Annotated in this window: 17 protein-coding genes; 15 read left to right on the forward strand and 2 right to left on the reverse strand. The window is 46.6% G+C overall.

The features are described from left to right. The first annotated feature begins 13 nt into the window (after positions 1-13). From DWW60_RS09225 to DWW60_RS09275, 11 genes are all read left to right on the forward strand, one after another. Complete coding sequence (locus tag DWW60_RS09225) at positions 14-661, forward strand: potassium channel family protein (RefSeq protein ID WP_015534220.1); 648 nt, start codon at positions 14-16, stop codon at positions 659-661. A gap of 15 nt (positions 662-676) precedes the next feature. Beyond that, positions 677-931 (forward strand): hypothetical protein, encoded by a 255-nt coding sequence (locus tag DWW60_RS09230; RefSeq protein WP_015534219.1) that lies wholly within the window; start codon positions 677-679, stop codon positions 929-931. A gap of 63 nt (positions 932-994) precedes the next feature. Beyond that, a complete protein-coding gene (locus DWW60_RS09235) occupies positions 995-2,971 on the forward strand; it encodes an ATP-binding protein (protein ID WP_015534218.1) in 1,977 nt (658 codons plus the stop codon). Beyond that, on the forward strand, positions 2,964-3,665 hold the full coding sequence (locus DWW60_RS09240; protein ID WP_015534217.1) for a response regulator: 702 nt from the start codon (positions 2,964-2,966) through the stop codon (positions 3,663-3,665). The genes DWW60_RS09235 and DWW60_RS09240 overlap by 8 nt, the downstream gene beginning before the upstream one ends. A 322-nt stretch (positions 3,666-3,987) precedes the next feature. Further along, positions 3,988-4,929 (forward strand): EamA family transporter, encoded by a 942-nt coding sequence (locus DWW60_RS09245; protein ID WP_117875153.1) that lies wholly within the window; start codon positions 3,988-3,990, stop codon positions 4,927-4,929. A gap of 160 nt (positions 4,930-5,089) precedes the next feature. Beyond that, positions 5,090-5,287, forward strand: coding sequence for a zinc dependent phospholipase C family protein (locus DWW60_RS13690; protein WP_243002943.1), 198 nt, complete (start codon positions 5,090-5,092; stop codon positions 5,285-5,287). 262 nt (positions 5,288-5,549) lie between these two features. Further along, positions 5,550-6,794 (forward strand): ammonium transporter, encoded by a 1,245-nt coding sequence (locus DWW60_RS09255; protein ID WP_117875155.1) that lies wholly within the window; start codon positions 5,550-5,552, stop codon positions 6,792-6,794. Between the two features lie 247 nt (positions 6,795-7,041). Further along, positions 7,042-7,389 (forward strand): P-II family nitrogen regulator, encoded by a 348-nt coding sequence (locus DWW60_RS09260; protein WP_004850656.1) that lies wholly within the window; start codon positions 7,042-7,044, stop codon positions 7,387-7,389. Between the two features lie 327 nt (positions 7,390-7,716). Then, positions 7,717-10,383, forward strand: coding sequence for a cation-translocating P-type ATPase (locus DWW60_RS09265; protein ID WP_117875157.1), 2,667 nt, complete (start codon positions 7,717-7,719; stop codon positions 10,381-10,383). 363 nt (positions 10,384-10,746) lie between these two features. Continuing rightward, entirely contained in the window at positions 10,747-11,115 is a 369-nt protein-coding gene (locus DWW60_RS09270; protein WP_022216747.1) for a CidA/LrgA family protein, read from the forward strand. Continuing rightward, positions 11,108-11,800 carry an LrgB family protein gene (locus DWW60_RS09275; RefSeq protein WP_117875160.1) on the forward strand — a complete coding sequence of 231 codons (693 nt, stop codon included), beginning with the start codon at positions 11,108-11,110 and terminating at the stop codon, positions 11,798-11,800. The genes DWW60_RS09270 and DWW60_RS09275 overlap by 8 nt, the downstream gene beginning before the upstream one ends. On the opposite strand, the gene DWW60_RS09280 is transcribed toward DWW60_RS09275, so the two are convergent. Further along, on the reverse strand, positions 11,793-12,971 hold the full coding sequence (locus tag DWW60_RS09280) for a helix-turn-helix domain-containing protein (protein ID WP_442871948.1): 1,179 nt from the start codon (positions 12,969-12,971) through the stop codon (positions 11,793-11,795). The genes DWW60_RS09275 and DWW60_RS09280 overlap by 8 nt on opposite strands. Here DWW60_RS09280 and DWW60_RS13920 point away from each other — a divergent pair. The 3 genes from DWW60_RS13920 (at position 12,868) to DWW60_RS09290 (ending at position 14,334) form a co-directional block, all read left to right on the forward strand. After that, positions 12,868-13,101: an iron-containing alcohol dehydrogenase gene (locus DWW60_RS13920; RefSeq protein WP_055224435.1), complete on the forward strand. Its 234-nt coding sequence runs from the start codon at positions 12,868-12,870 to the stop codon at positions 13,099-13,101. The genes DWW60_RS09280 and DWW60_RS13920 overlap by 104 nt on opposite strands. Further along, on the forward strand, positions 13,056-13,382 hold the full coding sequence (locus tag DWW60_RS13925) for an iron-containing alcohol dehydrogenase (RefSeq protein WP_022216750.1): 327 nt from the start codon (positions 13,056-13,058) through the stop codon (positions 13,380-13,382). Before DWW60_RS13920 ends, DWW60_RS13925 begins: the two co-directional genes overlap by 46 nt. Positions 13,383-13,662: 280 nt before the next feature. Continuing rightward, positions 13,663-14,334 (forward strand): YoaK family protein, encoded by a 672-nt coding sequence (locus tag DWW60_RS09290; protein WP_015534207.1) that lies wholly within the window; start codon positions 13,663-13,665, stop codon positions 14,332-14,334. A gap of 147 nt (positions 14,335-14,481) precedes the next feature. Here the strand turns inward: DWW60_RS09290 and DWW60_RS09295 are convergent, their stop codons facing one another. Further along, positions 14,482-15,954 (reverse strand): DUF1846 domain-containing protein, encoded by a 1,473-nt coding sequence (locus DWW60_RS09295; RefSeq protein WP_015534206.1) that lies wholly within the window; start codon positions 15,952-15,954, stop codon positions 14,482-14,484. 287 nt (positions 15,955-16,241) lie between these two features. Between DWW60_RS09295 and DWW60_RS09300 the strand changes: the two genes are divergently transcribed. Then, positions 16,242-16,718 (forward strand): methylglyoxal synthase, encoded by a 477-nt coding sequence (locus tag DWW60_RS09300; RefSeq protein WP_055147786.1) that lies wholly within the window; start codon positions 16,242-16,244, stop codon positions 16,716-16,718. The last annotated feature ends 153 nt before the right edge of the window (positions 16,719-16,871 follow it).

The following is a 16,871-nucleotide window of genomic DNA, read 5'->3' on the forward strand; positions in this document are numbered from 1 at the left end:
GAGTTACTATATTATGAAAAACATATTGTTGATAGGTCTCGGCAGATTCGGTAGGCATATCGCTTTGCAGCTGAATAAGCTCGGGCATGAGGTGATGGCGGTAGACAGCAACGAAGAAAGGGTCAATAAAATTCTGCCGATCGTTACTAACGCACAGATAGGTGACAGCACAAACACGGAATTTTTAAAGTCGCTCGGAATCGGAAACTTTGATGTGTGCATAGTCACCATAGGAGGAAATTTTCAAAATTCGCTGGAAACCACTTCTTTGCTGAAAGAACTCGGCGCAAAATTAGTTGTATCCCGTGCCGAGCGTGATGTGCAGGAGAAATTTCTTCTGCGTAACGGAGCGGACGAGGTCGTTTACCCAGAAAAACAGGTAGCAAATTGGGCTGCTATTCGGTACACCGCCGATCACATACGGGATTACATCGAGGTCGATGAGGCTCATGCCATTTTTGAGGTAGAGGTTCCGGAGGGGTGGATCGGAAAAACCGTCGGAGAGCTGGATATCCGCAGAAAATACAGCATCAATATCATGGCGACCAAGGAGAACGGAAAAATCAATATGGCAGTTTCACCGGAAACCGTTCTTACGAACAAGACCACTCTTTTGGTTCTCGGTGCTTACAAAGAACTGCAAAAGTGTTTTCGCATTTAACAGAGGTGAGTGAGGATGGCTGAACTATTGCTGATCGTCAGCCTGCTTGGCATATTTGCTTTCGGATTTTATCTTATGAGCAGGCTGGATCGATTTCTTGAAGAAAACAGAAAAGCATTGTTAAAGGAAAACGAATCCCGTGAGCCTTCCGAAATTCTGCTGCCGCAGGGGCTGTCCGAAAGTGAAATATTATGTGAGATCCGCCGTTTTCGTGAAACGCACGGAAATGTCGATATTATTCTTTCCGATGGGCAGAAGAATGATTTTTAGACTGCGGTAGATTTTTTTACAGTTTTACTGTATAATAATAAAATAAAAATGGCGGTGAAACCGATGAAAGTACAAAACGAACAGTCAAAATTCGATACAGACGAGCATATCCTTGTCTGCCTATCCTCTTCTCCGTCCAATGCAAGGATCATACACACCGCCGCAAAGATGGCTAAGACCCTTCATGCAAGATTTACCGCCATCTATGTGCAGACGGATACGGTCATAAATGATGAGGATCAGTCCCGACTTTCGCAGAACATACAGCTCGCGCAAAGGCTCGGCGCCGAGATCGTTATGACGCACGGCGAGGATGTACCGCTGCAGATCTCGGAATATGTCAGGCTTTCCGATGTCACAAAAATTGTGATCGGGCAAAGCAGTGCCAGACGCAGATGGCTGTTCGGAAGACCGACTCTCACTGAAAAGCTGATCTCCTCCGCCCCCGATGTTGACATTCATATTATTCCCGATGCACTGAACTACACAAAGCCGCACAGACGCCGTCTGTTCTTAGGTGCAGAGATACCGTCGCTGCGGGATATTGCCGTGACCGTCTTGGCGCTTGCCGTATGTACGGCGATCGGGTTTCTGTTCGACCATCTCGACTTTCCCGATACCAATATCGTTACGGTATACATCCTAGGTGTGCTGATGATCTCCGTTTTGACCAAAGGATACCTTTGCAGTATGGCAGGCTCACTTCTAAGTGTTGTATTGTTCGGATTTTTCCTTACCGAACCCAGGTTGTCCTTTCAGACATATGCCGTAGGCTATCCCGTTACCTTTGCAGTCATGCTGGCGTCTTCCGTTCTCACCGGCACGCTTGCCTCGAAGCTGAAAGATCATGCAAGGCTCTCGGCTCGCTCCGCGTTCCGTGTGCAGGTGCTGTTCGACACTGATCGTCTGCTGCAAAAAGCAAAAAGCAACGATGATGTTTTAAGCGTGACCTGTATGCAGCTCTCGCGGTTGCTTGACCGAAGCATTGTTGCCTATACGAAAGGCGAAAACGGAATGTTGTCCGGGCGGCTGTATGCCGAAAAAAAGGATACACACGCTGAAAAGCTGCTAAGCGATGCAGAGCGGCAGACCGCAGAATGGGTGCTTCAAAACGGTTGCCGTGCAGGAGCAGCGACAGCACAGTTTGGAAAATCCGAATGTCTTTATCTTGCGATCCGTGCAGGCGGCAGAGTATACGGTGTAATCGGGATACCGATGAAACCCGAAAAGCCCGATTCATTTGAGAGCAGCATCGTACTTTCGGTTGTGAACGAATGTGCGCTGGCAATGGATAATGCTCACAACGCCGCCGAAAAGGAACGGGCGGCAGATCTTGCAAAAAGCGAGCAGCTGCGCGCCGACCTTTTGCGGTCGATCTCACACGATCTGCGCACGCCGCTTTGCTCCGTTTCGGGTAATGCGGACACGCTTTTGCATAACGGAAACTGCCTGGACGAAGCAACCAAGCAGCAGATCTATAAAGATATTTATGACGATTCCGAATGGCTGATCGGCGTGGTGGAAAATCTGCTGTATGTTACACGGCTGAATGACGGACGCCTGAAGCTGGAGCTTACCGACCAGCTTGTAGACGAAGTGGTCAACGAAGCCGTTTCGCACTTGAAGAAAAAATCCGTCGGACACAAGGTGACGGTAAGGTGCGACGATTTGATCCTTGCCCGTATGGACGCACAGCTTATCGTGCAGGTCATTGTCAACCTTATTGATAATGCTTTGAAATATACCGAACAAGGCTCCGAGATCTGCGTAAGTGCCGAAAAACAGGGCGGGGATGCCGTAATCCGAGTCGCCGATAACGGAAACGGAATTGCAGACGATATGAAACCGCATATTTTTGAGATGTTTTACACCGGGAAAAATACCGTTGCAGACAGCCGCAGAAGCTTCGGGATCGGGCTTACCCTGTGTAAATCTATCGTAGAGCTGCACGGCGGAACGCTGACGCTTACGGATAACGTACCGCACGGCTGCATATTTACCTTTACTTTACCGCTCAGCGAGGTGACTCTGAATGAATAAACCCCTTGTTCTCGTTGTGGAGGACGACCGTCCCGTCCGCAATCTGATCGTAACAACATTAAAGGCGCACGATTACCGCTACCTGACCGCGGAGAACGGACACAGCGCTATTATAGAAGCGACCTCCCATAACCCGGATATCGTTCTGCTGGATCTGGGGTTGCCGGATATCGACGGCACACAGGTGATCGAAAGCATCCGCTCATGGTCAAATATGCCCATTATTGTGATCAGTGCGCGCAGCGAGGATAAAGACAAAATCACGGCGCTGGATGCCGGGGCGGACGACTATCTGACAAAGCCCTTTTCCATAGAGGAGCTTTTGGCACGCCTTCGGGTCACGCAAAGACGGCTGCTGCTGCTTCAGGCAAGCGGCGACGCCGACTCACCCGTTTTCCAAAACGGCAAGCTTAAAATTGATTATGCTGCCGGCTGTGCTTATCTAAATGGGGAGGAATTGCACCTGACCCCGATTGAATACAAGCTTTTGTGTCTGCTCTCTCATAATGTCGGAAAGGTGCTGACGCACACCTATATCACGCAGCAGATTTGGGGCAGCAGCTGGGAAAAAGATATTGCTTCTCTGCGGGTGTTTATGGCGACCCTGCGCAAAAAGCTGGAGTCGCAAAAGGACAGTCCGCAATACATTCAGACGCATATCGGCGTCGGTTACCGTATGCTGCGGGTAGACTGAGAAAAGCGAGAAAACAAGGATTTGAACCGATATGCAATAGAAAAGTGCTTGGCTTTGCTTTGGGGAGTATAAACACAGCCTGTGCCAATTTGCCGTCCGAAACCGGGCGGCTTCACTGTTTTTACGGAAATACACTGCTCACTATTCCAGACTGACGGACGCCGCCGTTGTAGAATAAATCACTTTGCAGTAACTGTTACGCCCGCAACCTTAATCAAAGATCAAAATTTTTTCTAATCATTTTCCTGTTAGCTATAAAGATGATACAAAATGATAAATGTAAATGTGGCTTACGGTCACATATAAATGGGAGGCGCGTAAAATGTGGATATTATTTGCTGTTGGTTCTTCGTTCTTTGCGGGAATCACGGCGATACTTGCAAAATGCGGTATAAGAAAGACGGATTCTGTTGTGGCGACGGCCATAAGGACAGTTGTGGTTCTGCTGTTTGCTTGGCTGATGGTTCTTGTCACAGGAGCCTGGACTGCAGACACATATATCAGCGGCAAGACTTTGCCTTTTCTGGTTCTCTCCGGCCTTGCAACCGGCGCATCCTGGCTGTGTTATTTCAGGGCGCTGCAGAAAGGGGATATCAACAAGGTCGTTCCCATAGACAAATCAAGCACCGTGCTCACGATTCTGCTTGCCCTTATATTCCTACATGAGGGGATCACCTGGGTTAAGGGTATCTCAATAGTTATGATAGGTGTGGGCACTATGCTTATGATCACCAAAAAGAAAACTGCAGATGATCAGGAGCTGTCAGGGAAAGATGTCGAACATATGTCAACAGACGGTGGCAGTGTGGCACAGAAACAGCGGGGAATGGGACTTTTGCATGGCAGCTGGCTGTTGTACGCCGTGCTCTCAGCTGTTTTTGCCAGTCTGACAGCGATACTCGGCAAGGTAGGGATATCGGATATCAACTCAAATCTGGGCACGGCGATCAGGACAACGGTGGTTCTTGTCATGGCTTGGCTTATGGTGTTTGTGTCAGGAAAACAGCATGAGATAAATGGCATAGAGATGAAGGAGCTGCTGTTTATTGCGCTCTCCGGAATAGCCACGGGAGCATCCTGGCTGTGTTATTACAGGGCACTTCAGGACGGACCGGCAAGCGTGGTAGTACCGATAGACAAGCTGAGCATGCTCATCACCATTGCATTTTCAGGAATCGTGTTCCATGAAAAGCTGACCAAGAAAGCGGCTGTTGGCGTGGTATGCATCACTGCTGGAACTCTCTTAATTGCCATGAATTTCTGAATATTTTACGGTCTATTTAGAAAGTATTTATAGTTTCTTCCTGTGGATTTTATATCTATCGTTTACACTATATACAACGAAAAAGGTATAGAGGATACATTTGTACATGAGAAGCTTATCAAGCTGTGCTTGATGGCAGAACAGGCAGGAGGCGTTAAATATGAGAACAGCAGACCACATGAATCTGAGCAGATATATTATGGATCATATGGATGCCGGCACATCTAAGCTGCAGAAGGCGGCGTTCATATTTGGCAGCATAGAGCCGGATATCAATATGGATGCCGGTTACGGCAAATGCAAGTATGGCAGCAGCTGGCAAGATTGGAATGGAGTCTACAGGGGTGGCGTAGGATAGCACGCCGTAAAAAAGTCCAGTATATCGAAATTGAGCCGACAACAAAGACTTGGTTAAGAAACTTCATAAAAACAACAAAACAGCTTGAGAAAAACAATTTAAAATTACCTCTTGCATTATTTTCTGAAGTCTGCTATTATAAATCACGACAAAGGCGTCAAATGAATCGAAAAGATTCGTTTGGCGCCTTTTCGCGTATGTAGTACCGGGAGAATGAGATATCGCATCCTTCGGGTGAATAAAGGTTAAGGAGGAAGAAACTATGAATACGGGAGATACTGGTTTTATTATGATCTGTGCGGCTCTGGTGTTCTTCATGACACCCGGACTTGCATTCTTCTACGGAGGCCTCGTCAGGAGGAAAAATGTTGTAAATACCATCATGGCATGTACAGCCATCATGGGACTTTCAGTTGTCATGTGGGTGCTGTTCGGTTACTCACTCTCATTTGGCACGAACCACGGAGGTGTTATAGGAGATCTCAAGTGGTTTGCACTTAACGGGATAAAGATGGATGAGGCTGGTCCTTATGCGGACAATATACCTCACCTTGTATACGTTGCATTTCAGATGATGTTCGCCATGATCACACCGGCGCTTATCACCGGCTCACTGGTCGGACGTGTGAAGTTCAAGGCGTTGTTCTTCTTCATCATGCTCTGGTCGATCATCGTTTATTACCCAATGGCTCACATGGTATGGGGCCAGGGTGGTTTCCTCGGAGAGATCGGATCAGTTGATTTCGCGGGAGGAAATGTAGTGCATATAAGCTCAGGTGTGAGCGCCCTTGTATTCTCTATCATCCTTGGAAGAAGAAAGGGATACGAGAACACAGCATACAGAGTTCACAACATTCCATTTGTCGCACTCGGTGCATTCATTCTTTGGTTTGGATGGTTCGGTTTCAATGCCGGAAGTGCCCTCGGTGCAAATGGCCTTGCAGCACATGCATTTATGACAACAGCGATTGCCAGTGCCAGCGCAATGCTCTCATGGATGATAATAGATGTTATAAAGGACGGAAAGCCTACTCTGGTCGGTGCATCAACAGGTCTTGTAGTTGGTCTTGTGGCTATAACACCTGGTGCAGGATTCGTACCGATCTGGTCATCATTCATCATCGGTGCACTTGTCAGCCCGATCTGCTGCTTTACAATCTCATTCCTGAAGGGTAAGCTGAAGATAGACGATGCACTTGATGCATTTGGATGTCATGGTATCGGAGGTATCTGGGGAGGTATCGCAACAGGTTTATTTGCAAAGAGTTCGATCAACAGTGTAGCCCGTTGGGATGGTCTGGTATTTGGCGATGTACATCTGTTCCTGATGCAGCTTGTAGGTATCGTTGTAACGATCGCGGTAGCCATAGTCGGAACACTTATCTGTCTTGGAATCGTGAGACTCTTCACACCACTCCGTGTAACAGACAGAGAAGAGAAGGTAGGTCTGGATATCTCAGAGCACGGTGAGAGTGCATATCCAACATTCAATGGACTTGATTCGTAGGAGGATGCAATTGCGAACCAGATATGTATAGATTGTTGAACTGATTTAGAATACCAATCAGGGAGCGCTTCCGCTTAACTCAGGCTGCAGCGGTACTAAGGCGCTGCCTGGGGGCACCACCTAAGGACCGGCGCCTTCGTATATCCCTGAGTTGGTAGTTCTAAATCAGCTCAACAAAATAAGAATACTATGTTCGCAATTGCCTGCATATTCTGGAAATTTGGCAAAGTGAAAGGAGAATATCATTATGATGATAAAGGTTGAGGCTATCGTGCGCGAGGAGGTCTTTGAGGACGTCAAGGAAGCACTGAACGCTATAGATGTAAATGGAATTACAGTGTCTCAGGTTATGGGATGCGGGGCACAGAGAGGATATAAGAAACTTGTCCGTGGTACTGAGGTAGATGTGGTGATGCAGCCGAAGATCAAGTTTGAGATAGTTGTGTCATCTGAGGAATGGGAGAAGAAGACCATCGAGGCTATCCAGAAGGCGGCATATACAGGCGAGGTTGGAGACGGCAAGATATTCAGCTACGAGATCCGTACTGCAACTAAGATCCGTACAAAGGAGAGCGGATATGATGCGCTGAATTAAAAGTTTATAAATTTTTTACCAAATACTAGTCGGGAATCCTTTGACAATCAAAGGGCTCCCGTGTTATTATGTCAGAAATATCAGGGAGTAGTTCACATCGGTTATAAGATGTTGTGCGATCTCGTCATCACGTTTTCTGGCTGGGACATACCTGTGCAGGGAACCGGGACGCACGCTTTCGGAGTATATATAGTAGTGTATATAGAACTTGAAAGGAACGAGACTTTTATTGTGTGTTTATCATGCAATGAAGGTCTCGTTCCTTTTTCTTTGCATGACACACACAACCTGTTTACAGAGATTAAGAAGAAAAGGAGTCTGGTGTGTATGACAGAGAAAAATTTTTGGAACTGTTCCGGTGATGAATTACTAAAAGAATTCAAGACAGACAGCCGCGGACTGTCGACGGAGCGGGCAGAGGAGATCCGCAGTGAAAAGGGAGAAAATGTTCTCCAGGAAGGCAAGAGAAAGAGTACATTACAGGTGTTCCTCAGCCAGTTTTGTGACCTGCTGGTGATCATACTGATCATAGCAGCGGTCATTTCTATGTTTTCTGACAATATCGAGAGTACCATAGTAATCTTGGCGGTACTCGTCATGAATGCTGTGCTTGGAACGGTGCAGCATGTGAAAGCCGAGCGTTCGCTTGACAGTTTGAAACAGCTTTCATCCCCAAATGCAAAAGTTATGAGAGATGGTGTGAAGCAGGAGCTTCCGTCCCGTGAGATAGTTCCGGGTGATATCGTGCTGCTCGAGGCGGGCGATATGATAGTTGCCGATGGAAGGATACTCAGGAACTTCTCACTCCAGGTAAATGAGAGTTCACTCACCGGAGAATCTACAAATGTGGAAAAGAATGATGCAATAATAGAAGGTTCCGTGCCTCTTGCAGACAGGACAAATATGGTGTATTCAGGAAGTCTTGTTACATACGGACGAGCAGAGGTGCTTGTGACCGGAACAGGAATGGATACGGAGCTCGGTAAGATCGCAGGACTTATGAATGCGGCAAAGGAGAGAAAGACTCCGCTTCAGGAGAGCCTTGACAAGTTCAGTGCAAGGCTTGCGGCATTCATCATGATCGTGTGCGCGCTGGTATTTGTCCTCTGTATATACAGGAAGATGGCGGTGCTTGATTCCATGATGTTCGCAGTCGCCCTTGCAGTTGCAGCTATACCTGAGGCTCTTGGTTCGATAGTTACCATCGTGCAGGCATTTGGCACCCAGAAGATGGCGAAGGAGAATGCGATCATCAAGAACCTCAAGGCGGTTGAAAGCCTTGGATGCGTGTCAGTCATCTGCTCAGACAAGACCGGAACACTTACACAGAACAAGATGACCGTGCAGGAGATATATCTGGATGGAAAACTTTACAAGCCGGAGGAGCTTGATTCCCATAACCAGCTCCACAGATATCTGCTATATGATGCGGTTCTCACCAATGATTCCAGCATAGTGGATGGAAAAGGAATAGGAGATCCGACGGAATATGCATTGCTTGAGATGTTCCGTCAGGTCCACATGATGCCAGGCATGGAGACGGATGGTACAGGTATCTCTGTTCCTGCGGAGACTGTAAAATGGAGTCTGAAGGAGGATGTACTCAGGGACTGCATGGACAGAATGGAGGAGGTTCCGTTCGACTCGGACAGAAAGCTTATGAGTACAAAGTATCTGCTTCATGGGGTTCCGACCATACTCACCAAGGGTGCTGTGGATGTGCTGCTTGACAGATGCGTGAGCGTGAGATACAGCGATGGCGTAAAGCCTATGACAGATGAAGAAAAAGCGAAGATCAAGGCTCAGAACAAGGCATTCTCAGAGAATGGCCTCCGTGTACTGTCATTTGCATATAAGGAAAGTGATGAGGTACTGGGAGTTGATACTGAGTATGGATTTACATTCCTTGGACTTGTGTCCATGGTGGATCCGCCACGCCCGGAGTCTATGGCAGCGGTTGCCGATGCAAGGCGTGCGGGCATAAAGCCGGTCATGATAACCGGAGACCACAAGATCACAGCGGTTGCCATAGCGAAGCAGATCGGAATATACGAAGATGGGGACATGGCACTCACGGGAGAGGAGCTTGACGCTCTGTCTGATGAGGAGCTTGCACGTGACATAACAAAGATATCTGTATATGCCAGGGTGTCACCGGAGAATAAGATAAGGATAGTCGATGTATGGCAGAAGAACGGCAATATAGTAGCCATGACAGGCGATGGTGTCAATGATGCCCCTGCACTCAAGAAGGCAGACATAGGTGTTGCCATGGGAATAACCGGCACGGAGGTGTCCAAGGATGCGGCGGCTATGATCCTCTCAGATGACAACTTTGCAACCATCATCAAGGCGGTGTCAAATGGACGAAATGTATACAGGAACATAAAGAATGCGATACTGTTCCTGCTGTCGGGAAACACAGCTGGAATACTGGCGGTGCTTTATACCTCGATAGCGGCCCTGCCTGTTCCGTTTGCACCTGTACATCTGTTGTTCATCAACCTGCTCACAGATTCTCTTCCTGCGCTCGCGATAGGAATGGAGCCGGCTGATCCATCGTTGCTCTCAGAAAAACCGAGGGATCCTAAGAAGGGAATACTGACATCTGACTTTATGGCAAAGATGCTCTCGGAGGGCCTTCTCATCGCTATAGCGACCATGACAGCATTCCATCTTGGCCTGCCGGTGAGTTCGGCAAAAGCCACTACCATGGCATTTGCAACACTGACACTCGCCAGACTGTTCCACGGTTTTAACTGCAGAAGTGAGGAGTCGATGTTTAAGCTTGGATTTAGATCAAATAAATACAGCGTATATGCATTTTTAGCCGGAGTGGCATTTCTGGCTGCGGTCCTGTTCATACCGGGACTTCACAGTCTGTTCAGCGTGGTAAGTCTTGGAGCGGCGGATGTGCTGAAGATAGCGGGACTTGCATTTGCACCAACTGCGATAATACAGATCATTAAGGCCATACAGGACAAGAGGAGATAGATTGTATGTGGAGAATATCGTGAACACCGTGATCATGAAAAATTCATAGGATGAGATTCCTGCAAAAAATAATAGTCAATAGAAATATTTACGAAATATTTTCAGATTGAATTAAAAAATTTGTTATATTTATCAAAAATTAGAAAAAGCAGAATATTCTATTGAATAAAATTAGAGTGAGAATATAATAATCAAAGGGTTAAAGGGTGGTTTGAATATACAGAGTAACTATATCTGTGTATCGAACCTCCTTTTTTATGAAAAAGGCCCGATATGTGGAGGTTGTATACAGGCATGTATACCAAAGTTGTGAATCGTTGCTCCATATGTGCATGATAAATATATAGAAGGAAGACAAAAAAGATGAAATATTTGAAGCAGTTTCTTATAATCCTCGCCATATCCTTTATCGGTGAGATACTTAAGTACATAGTTCCACTACCGATTCCGGCGAGTATATATGGTATGGTTATCATGTTTATCTGCCTACAGACCAAGATCCTCAAGCTGGACGATGTGAAGAGTGTGGGCAAGTTTCTCATAGAGATCATGCCGGTCATGTTCATACCAGCTGGTGTGGGCCTTATGTCGTCGTGGGGAACGCTTAAGCCTGTGCTTGTGCCAGTCAGCGTCATAACGGTGGTCGTCATCATCACGGTCATGCTTGCTTCAGGCTGGGTATCACAGCTTATAATAAGGAGAGACAAGAAGAAGGAGACTGAAAATGAGTGATCTGTTTGAATCGTCCATATTTGCAGGGGTGACTATAAGCCTTCTGGCATATATGTTTGGAAGTGTACTTAAAAAGAAACTTAAGATAGCTATACTTAACCCACTGCTGGTGTCCATCATAGTGACTATAGTGGTGCTGGTTGTGGCTGATGTGGATTACGATGTGTACAATGAAGGCGCAAAGTATCTGAGCTGGTTCCTCACACCGGCTACAGTGTGTCTTGCAATCCCACTCTATGAGCAGTGGGAGCTTTTAAAGCACAATTATAAGGCTGTGCTCGGCGGTATATTTGCCGGAGTTATAACGAGTCTGACTACAGTCCTTGTGTTGTGCAAGGTCATGGGACTTTCCCATAAAGATTATGTGACACTTCTTCCGAAGTCCATAACCACAGCTATCGGAATGGGTGTTTCGGAAGAACTTGGCGGATATGTGACCATCACGGTTGCAGTCATAGTTGTGACCGGAGTGATCGGCAATATAATCGGAGAGATCGTATTCAGGATATTCCGTATCGAAGAGCCTATATCCAAGGGACTTGCCCTGGGATCATCAGCCCATGCCATCGGAACTGCCAAGGCTATGGAGATCGGCGAGGTTGAAGGAGCCATGAGCAGTCTGTCGATTGCAGTTACGGGAATACTTACGGTTATACTTGCATCGGTGTATGCACATTTTATGTAATAGATATAATTGGAGAGAGATATACTTTTCGTATCTCTCTGAGCTTATATGCAGCCATGAGCTGGAATCTGACCTCCGCATTGGAGAGATCATATTCCAGCTCTTCTTTTATTATCCGGAGCCTGTAATTTATCGTATTCCTGTGGCAGAACATTTTCTCAGAGATGTGCTGAACACTGCCGCTGCACTTAAGATATTCGTACAGAGTGTCCGTCAGAGCTGAGTGATGGGTTTTGTCGTACTCTATGACACCACCGAGCTGCTCTGCGATAAATGAGTTTATGAGCTGGGCATCATTAACTTCCAGAAGAATACGTAGGAATCCAAGACTGTTGTAATCACAGTATATGTTGTCTGCAGCAAATTCCCTTGCGGAAATTGCACGGCGGTAACTCAAGGAGAGTTCTGTAAGGGACAAAACCGTGCTTCCGGAACCCATATGTATGCTGCGGTCCGGGAATCTTGCCACCAGAGCTTCTGCGATGTCACTACATTTGTCTGCGATGGATCCGGAGGAAGGGCATCTCAGGATAACTGTCGGATTGCCATCATATACAAATGCATGGAAGACAAGATCTGTATTGTTGCAGACCTTCTGCAGGATATACATGAACTCATCTGTTGCTTCTGTATCGATGGACAGAACGTTGTAGCAGCCATTGTTGAATCCGGAGCCTTTTATTGTGTCAGTCTGCTCGTCGGTCAGGGAATTCCCCATGAGGATATTCTGGAATGCTGCGGTCATGTTGCCATCATCCCTGGAGTCTTCAAATATCCTGTTGTAGTAGTCGTGGGTGATATCGAATATCCTTGTGTCCCATGGCATGGTAAAAAGAGGAAATGAATAGCGGTGGCACAGTCTGACGATCTCATCGGTTATGTCCTCCTCAAATATATATCTGCCGGTATTCAGAATAAGTCCGCAGGTTCCCCTCCGTTCAAGAATGTGGATGTGGATATATCCTCTGATATGTATACCCAGCTTACGATGTTCTCCATTCCCTTTCCGCCGGATATCAGGTTGAGGTTGTATTTTCGCTTGGGTCAGCGATACGGCACTTCCGCTTGTGCTTATTCCTACAACCTGCGGAACAGGTTCAGAGGGAAATGGATTTGCGGTTCTCACCAATCCGGAAAATGGCGACAAGAAGTCACTCAGATGCAATGCCATCGTGGCAAAGGTATCCATCGTGGATCCGGACTGCATGAAGACCATGCCAAAGCATGTGCTTGCAGCAGTTGGATTTGATGCACTGTGCCACTGCATGGAGGCATACACATCAAAGATCTCGCAGCTCTGACACCAGTTATCATCGAGGCATCCTACAAGGGAGATCACTTCAAGTTCGCGAAGATCGCCAGAATATTTGGAGGTATCACGGCGGATGATCTGGCACCGAAGATCAGAACTCTTCTGAAGAATCTTGATCTTGACGTCAAGCTTTCAGACCTCGGCATAGAGGAGAAGGATATTCCTTGGATGGCTGAGAACTGTATGAAGGTTTCGGCAGCCAGCATAGCTAACAACCCTGTGGTATTCACACAGGAGGAGATCGCTGAGATATACAAGAAGGCAATGTAGATAAAATAATTTAAAATATTGATGAATCGCCAGGACATGCGAGAGTGTATCCTGGCGGTTTTTATGTTTGAGAATTATAGCGTTTGCAAATTTCTTCCAATTCTATAATATTTAAACAATCATATCAATTCTAGATAATTGATTTGTTTCGACTGGAATCATTCTGCTGTATGTCCACTTGTAAAAAAAGATTTTTGTGCTATCTTATTTAATTGAATTGCGATTTAGTGGGCGGAGTGTGCCCTATCGATTCAATAAGGACAGAAAAGAGACAAATACCATGCTAAGAAAGAAACATGAACTCAGACAGACATCCGAGACATTTCTGTTAAGTGCCATACTTGCACTGTCAGGAGGTTTTCAGGATGCATATACATACAATGCCAGAGATGAGGTGTTCTCCAACGCCCAGACAGGAAATGTGGTTCTCATGAGCCAGCATCTTATGATGGGAGATTTTAAGATTGCATTGAGATACCTTTTTCCGTTGATCGCATTTGCACTTGGCGTGCTGGTGGCGGAGAGGATAAGCCATAGATACAAGAATGCATCCCGCATACATTGGAGACAGATAGTTGTGCTGGTGGAGATCGTGATATTGTTTGCGGTTGGATTCATACCGGTGAGGTTCAATCTGCTTGCCACGATGCTTGTGTCATTTGCCTGCTCCATGCAGGTTCAGACTTTCAGAAAGGTAAATGGCTACGGCTATGCCAGCACGATGTGTATAGGAAATCTCCGAAGCGGAACGGAGAGTCTGTCGGTATACCTCAGGGACAAAGAGCCTGGGGCACTCAGAAAGGCCATGCACTATTATGGAATCATCATCATATTCGCACTTGGCGCCGGAGCTGGCGGCGTGTGCACGCTGCATCTGGGGTTCAAGTCGATCTGGATATCCAGTGCACTTCTTATGGTGGCACATCTCATGATGTATAAGGAGAAGAGATAACGCACTGTTTTTATCTGAAGAGTAGCTGGATGCTCAAAATATCACAAAATTATCGCTAAACAGCAAAAAAGCGGCAGAAAGATACAATTTTAAATTATTTTGTATCTTTCTGCCGTTTTTTCATAAAAATGCGAAAATATTATGCGCTTACATCCTACCCTCATACACCGCTTCGTTCGTGAACTCGATTCCAAGCTTCTTGAATGTGTTCATATCAACCGCCGACAGTATGGCAGATGTGTGAAGCTGGCATCCGGCAAGCTTTGGAAGCTGCTGCAGAGCAAGCTTGGCATTTGGATCTGATACTGCACACATGGACAGGGCGATGAGAACCTCGTCTGTGTGGAGTCTTGGATTCTTGCTGCCAAGGTACTGAGTCTTGAGCTTCTGTATAGGCTCGATAAATGTTCTTGAGATCAGGTGTGTCTTCTTGTCGATGCCGCCAAGTATCTTGATGGCATTCAGGAGGACTGCTGATGAAGGTCCGAGAAGGTCTGAGGTAGAACCTGTGACGATGGTTCCGTCTGGCAGCTCAAGTGCAGCGGCAGCAGAACCGGTCTCTTCGGCAAGCTTGTTAGCAACAGGGACAACGGCGCGGTCATCCACGGTGATCTTTGCCTGCTTCATGATGAGTTCTTGCTTGTAGACCTCATCCTTTGTAGCCTCGTCTCTGACAAATCTGTTCACGGACTGATAATATCTTCTGATGATCTCCTGCTTTGAAGCCTCCTGACAAGCCTCGTCGTCAACGATGCAGTTTCCTGCCATGTTGACACCCATGTCTGTAGGTGACTTGTATGGGCAGTGTCCGTAGATTCCCTCGAACATAGCCGCAAGGACAGGGTAGATCTCTATATCACGGTTGTAGTTGACTGTGGTCTCACCGTATGCTTCCAGATGGAACGGATCGATCATATTCACATCGTTGAGGTCGGCAGTTGCAGCCTCGTATGCCAGGTTTACAGGGTGCTTGAGAGGAATATTCCAGATAGGGAATGTCTCAAACTTTGCATAGCCAGCCTTCACACCACGCTTATTCTCATGGTAGAGCTGGGAGAGGCATGTAGCCATCTTGCCGCTTCCAGGGCCAGGTGCTGTGACGATGACGAGAGGTCTGGTAGTCTCAACATACTCGTTCTTGCCGTATCCCTCATCGCTGACGATCTTTTCTACGTTGTTTGGATATCCGTCGATTGAATAGTGGTGGTAAACCTTGATCCCTATTGCTTCAAGCTTCTTCTGGAAAACATCCGCAGAAGACTGTCCAGCGTATCTGGTGATTACCACACTGCTCACATACAGTCCCTTTTCTTTGTATACGCCTATAAGTCTGATGACATCCTGATCGTAAGTGATGCCGAGGTCGTGTCTGATCTTGTTGCGCTCTATGTCGGCAGCATTTATAGATATGATCATCTCAGCCTGGTCTGCAAGCTGGAGAAGCATCTGAAGCTTACTGTCCGGAGCGAATCCTGGAAGGACTCTGGATGCGTGATAGTCATCGAATAACTTTCCACCAAATTCCAGATACAGCTTGTCTCCGAACTGTCCGATCCTCTCTCTGATATGCTCAGACTGCATGGACAGATATTTGTCATTGTCAAAGCCAATTTTTCTCATCTTGTGAATCTCCTTAAACTATAATTGAACAGACATATGGTTTTGTCTGTGTATCTCTTTATGAAATAATGTAATAAGTAAGAATGCTTAAATTTATAAAGCGTCCTATAAGAGAATACCACACAGATGGGAGAAAAAACAGAGGAAAGTTCGGCAAAATTGCAAATGTAATAATGCAGTAAATTTTTTCTGTATTATAGTGTTTTATATTGAAAATGATGGATGGATTGGGTAGAGTAAGGGTATGGGAGTAATGCTCGCAAATAGCAGGAACAGGAGGTACAGACATGAGTGCAGATTACATCACAATGACCATACCAAAGCAGAAGAGAATAGCTCTTATCGCCCATGATGCGAAGAAGGAAGAGCTCATCAGATGGTGCGAGGACAACAGGAACATACTGAGCCAGCATGAGCTGTGTGGAACGGGAACTACAGCCCGCATGATAACAGACAGGACAAATCTTCAGGTGAAGGGCTACAACAGCGGTCCGCTTGGAGGAGACCAGCAGATCGGTGCGAAGATTGTTGAGGGAAGGATAGATTTCGTGGTTTTCTTCTCGGATCCCCTGACCGCAGCTCCACACGATCCGGATGTGAAGGCTCTGCTCCGTATCGCTCAGGTGTACGACATACCGATGGCGAACAACAAAGCCACAGCGGACTTTATGATCCAGTCCAAGCTGATGGATGAGCCATACGACCATAAGGTCATCAACTTCCAGAAGAATATCGACAACAGGGCGAACACGCTGGGGAAATAATTGTATAGTGATAATGAAGTCTAAGGATCCACAGGATATCTGGCAAATGTCAGCCGACCTGTGGATTTTTTCTATTTTAGGCAGAGATAGTGGAGGGGTCTGGTTCCATCGGCGGTATAATTTTTCCGGAATGTTGTCAAAAAAATTATGTGA

Origin of the sequence: Coprococcus sp. AF16-22 (assembly GCF_003461545.1) — a bacterium.
In the GTDB taxonomy this organism is placed as follows: domain Bacteria; phylum Bacillota; class Clostridia; order Lachnospirales; family Lachnospiraceae; genus Coprococcus; species Coprococcus aceti.

Excerpts from the sequence above, each read along its gene's own strand:
- DWW60_RS09280 (WP_442871948.1), bottom strand. The coding sequence starts at position 12,971 with ATGGCATTGCATCTGAGTGACTTCTTGTCGCCATTTTCCGGATTGGTG.
- DWW60_RS09245 (WP_117875153.1), top strand. The coding sequence starts at position 3,988 with ATGTGGATATTATTTGCTGTTGGTTCTTCGTTCTTTGCGGGAATCACG.
- DWW60_RS09270 (WP_022216747.1), top strand. The coding sequence starts at position 10,747 with ATGAAATATTTGAAGCAGTTTCTTATAATCCTCGCCATATCCTTTATC.
- DWW60_RS09290 (WP_015534207.1), top strand. The coding sequence starts at position 13,663 with ATGCTAAGAAAGAAACATGAACTCAGACAGACATCCGAGACATTTCTG.
- DWW60_RS09235 (WP_015534218.1), top strand. The coding sequence starts at position 995 with ATGAAAGTACAAAACGAACAGTCAAAATTCGATACAGACGAGCATATC.
- DWW60_RS09295 (WP_015534206.1), bottom strand. The coding sequence starts at position 15,954 with ATGAGAAAAATTGGCTTTGACAATGACAAATATCTGTCCATGCAGTCT.
- DWW60_RS09240 (WP_015534217.1), top strand. The coding sequence starts at position 2,964 with ATGAATAAACCCCTTGTTCTCGTTGTGGAGGACGACCGTCCCGTCCGC.
- DWW60_RS09260 (WP_004850656.1), top strand. The coding sequence starts at position 7,042 with ATGATGATAAAGGTTGAGGCTATCGTGCGCGAGGAGGTCTTTGAGGAC.
- DWW60_RS13690 (WP_243002943.1), top strand. The coding sequence starts at position 5,090 with ATGAGAACAGCAGACCACATGAATCTGAGCAGATATATTATGGATCAT.
- DWW60_RS09255 (WP_117875155.1), top strand. The coding sequence starts at position 5,550 with ATGAATACGGGAGATACTGGTTTTATTATGATCTGTGCGGCTCTGGTG.
- DWW60_RS09265 (WP_117875157.1), top strand. The coding sequence starts at position 7,717 with ATGACAGAGAAAAATTTTTGGAACTGTTCCGGTGATGAATTACTAAAA.
- DWW60_RS09225 (WP_015534220.1), top strand. The coding sequence starts at position 14 with ATGAAAAACATATTGTTGATAGGTCTCGGCAGATTCGGTAGGCATATC.
- DWW60_RS09230 (WP_015534219.1), top strand. The coding sequence starts at position 677 with ATGGCTGAACTATTGCTGATCGTCAGCCTGCTTGGCATATTTGCTTTC.
- DWW60_RS09300 (WP_055147786.1), top strand. The coding sequence starts at position 16,242 with ATGAGTGCAGATTACATCACAATGACCATACCAAAGCAGAAGAGAATA.
- DWW60_RS09275 (WP_117875160.1), top strand. The coding sequence starts at position 11,108 with ATGAGTGATCTGTTTGAATCGTCCATATTTGCAGGGGTGACTATAAGC.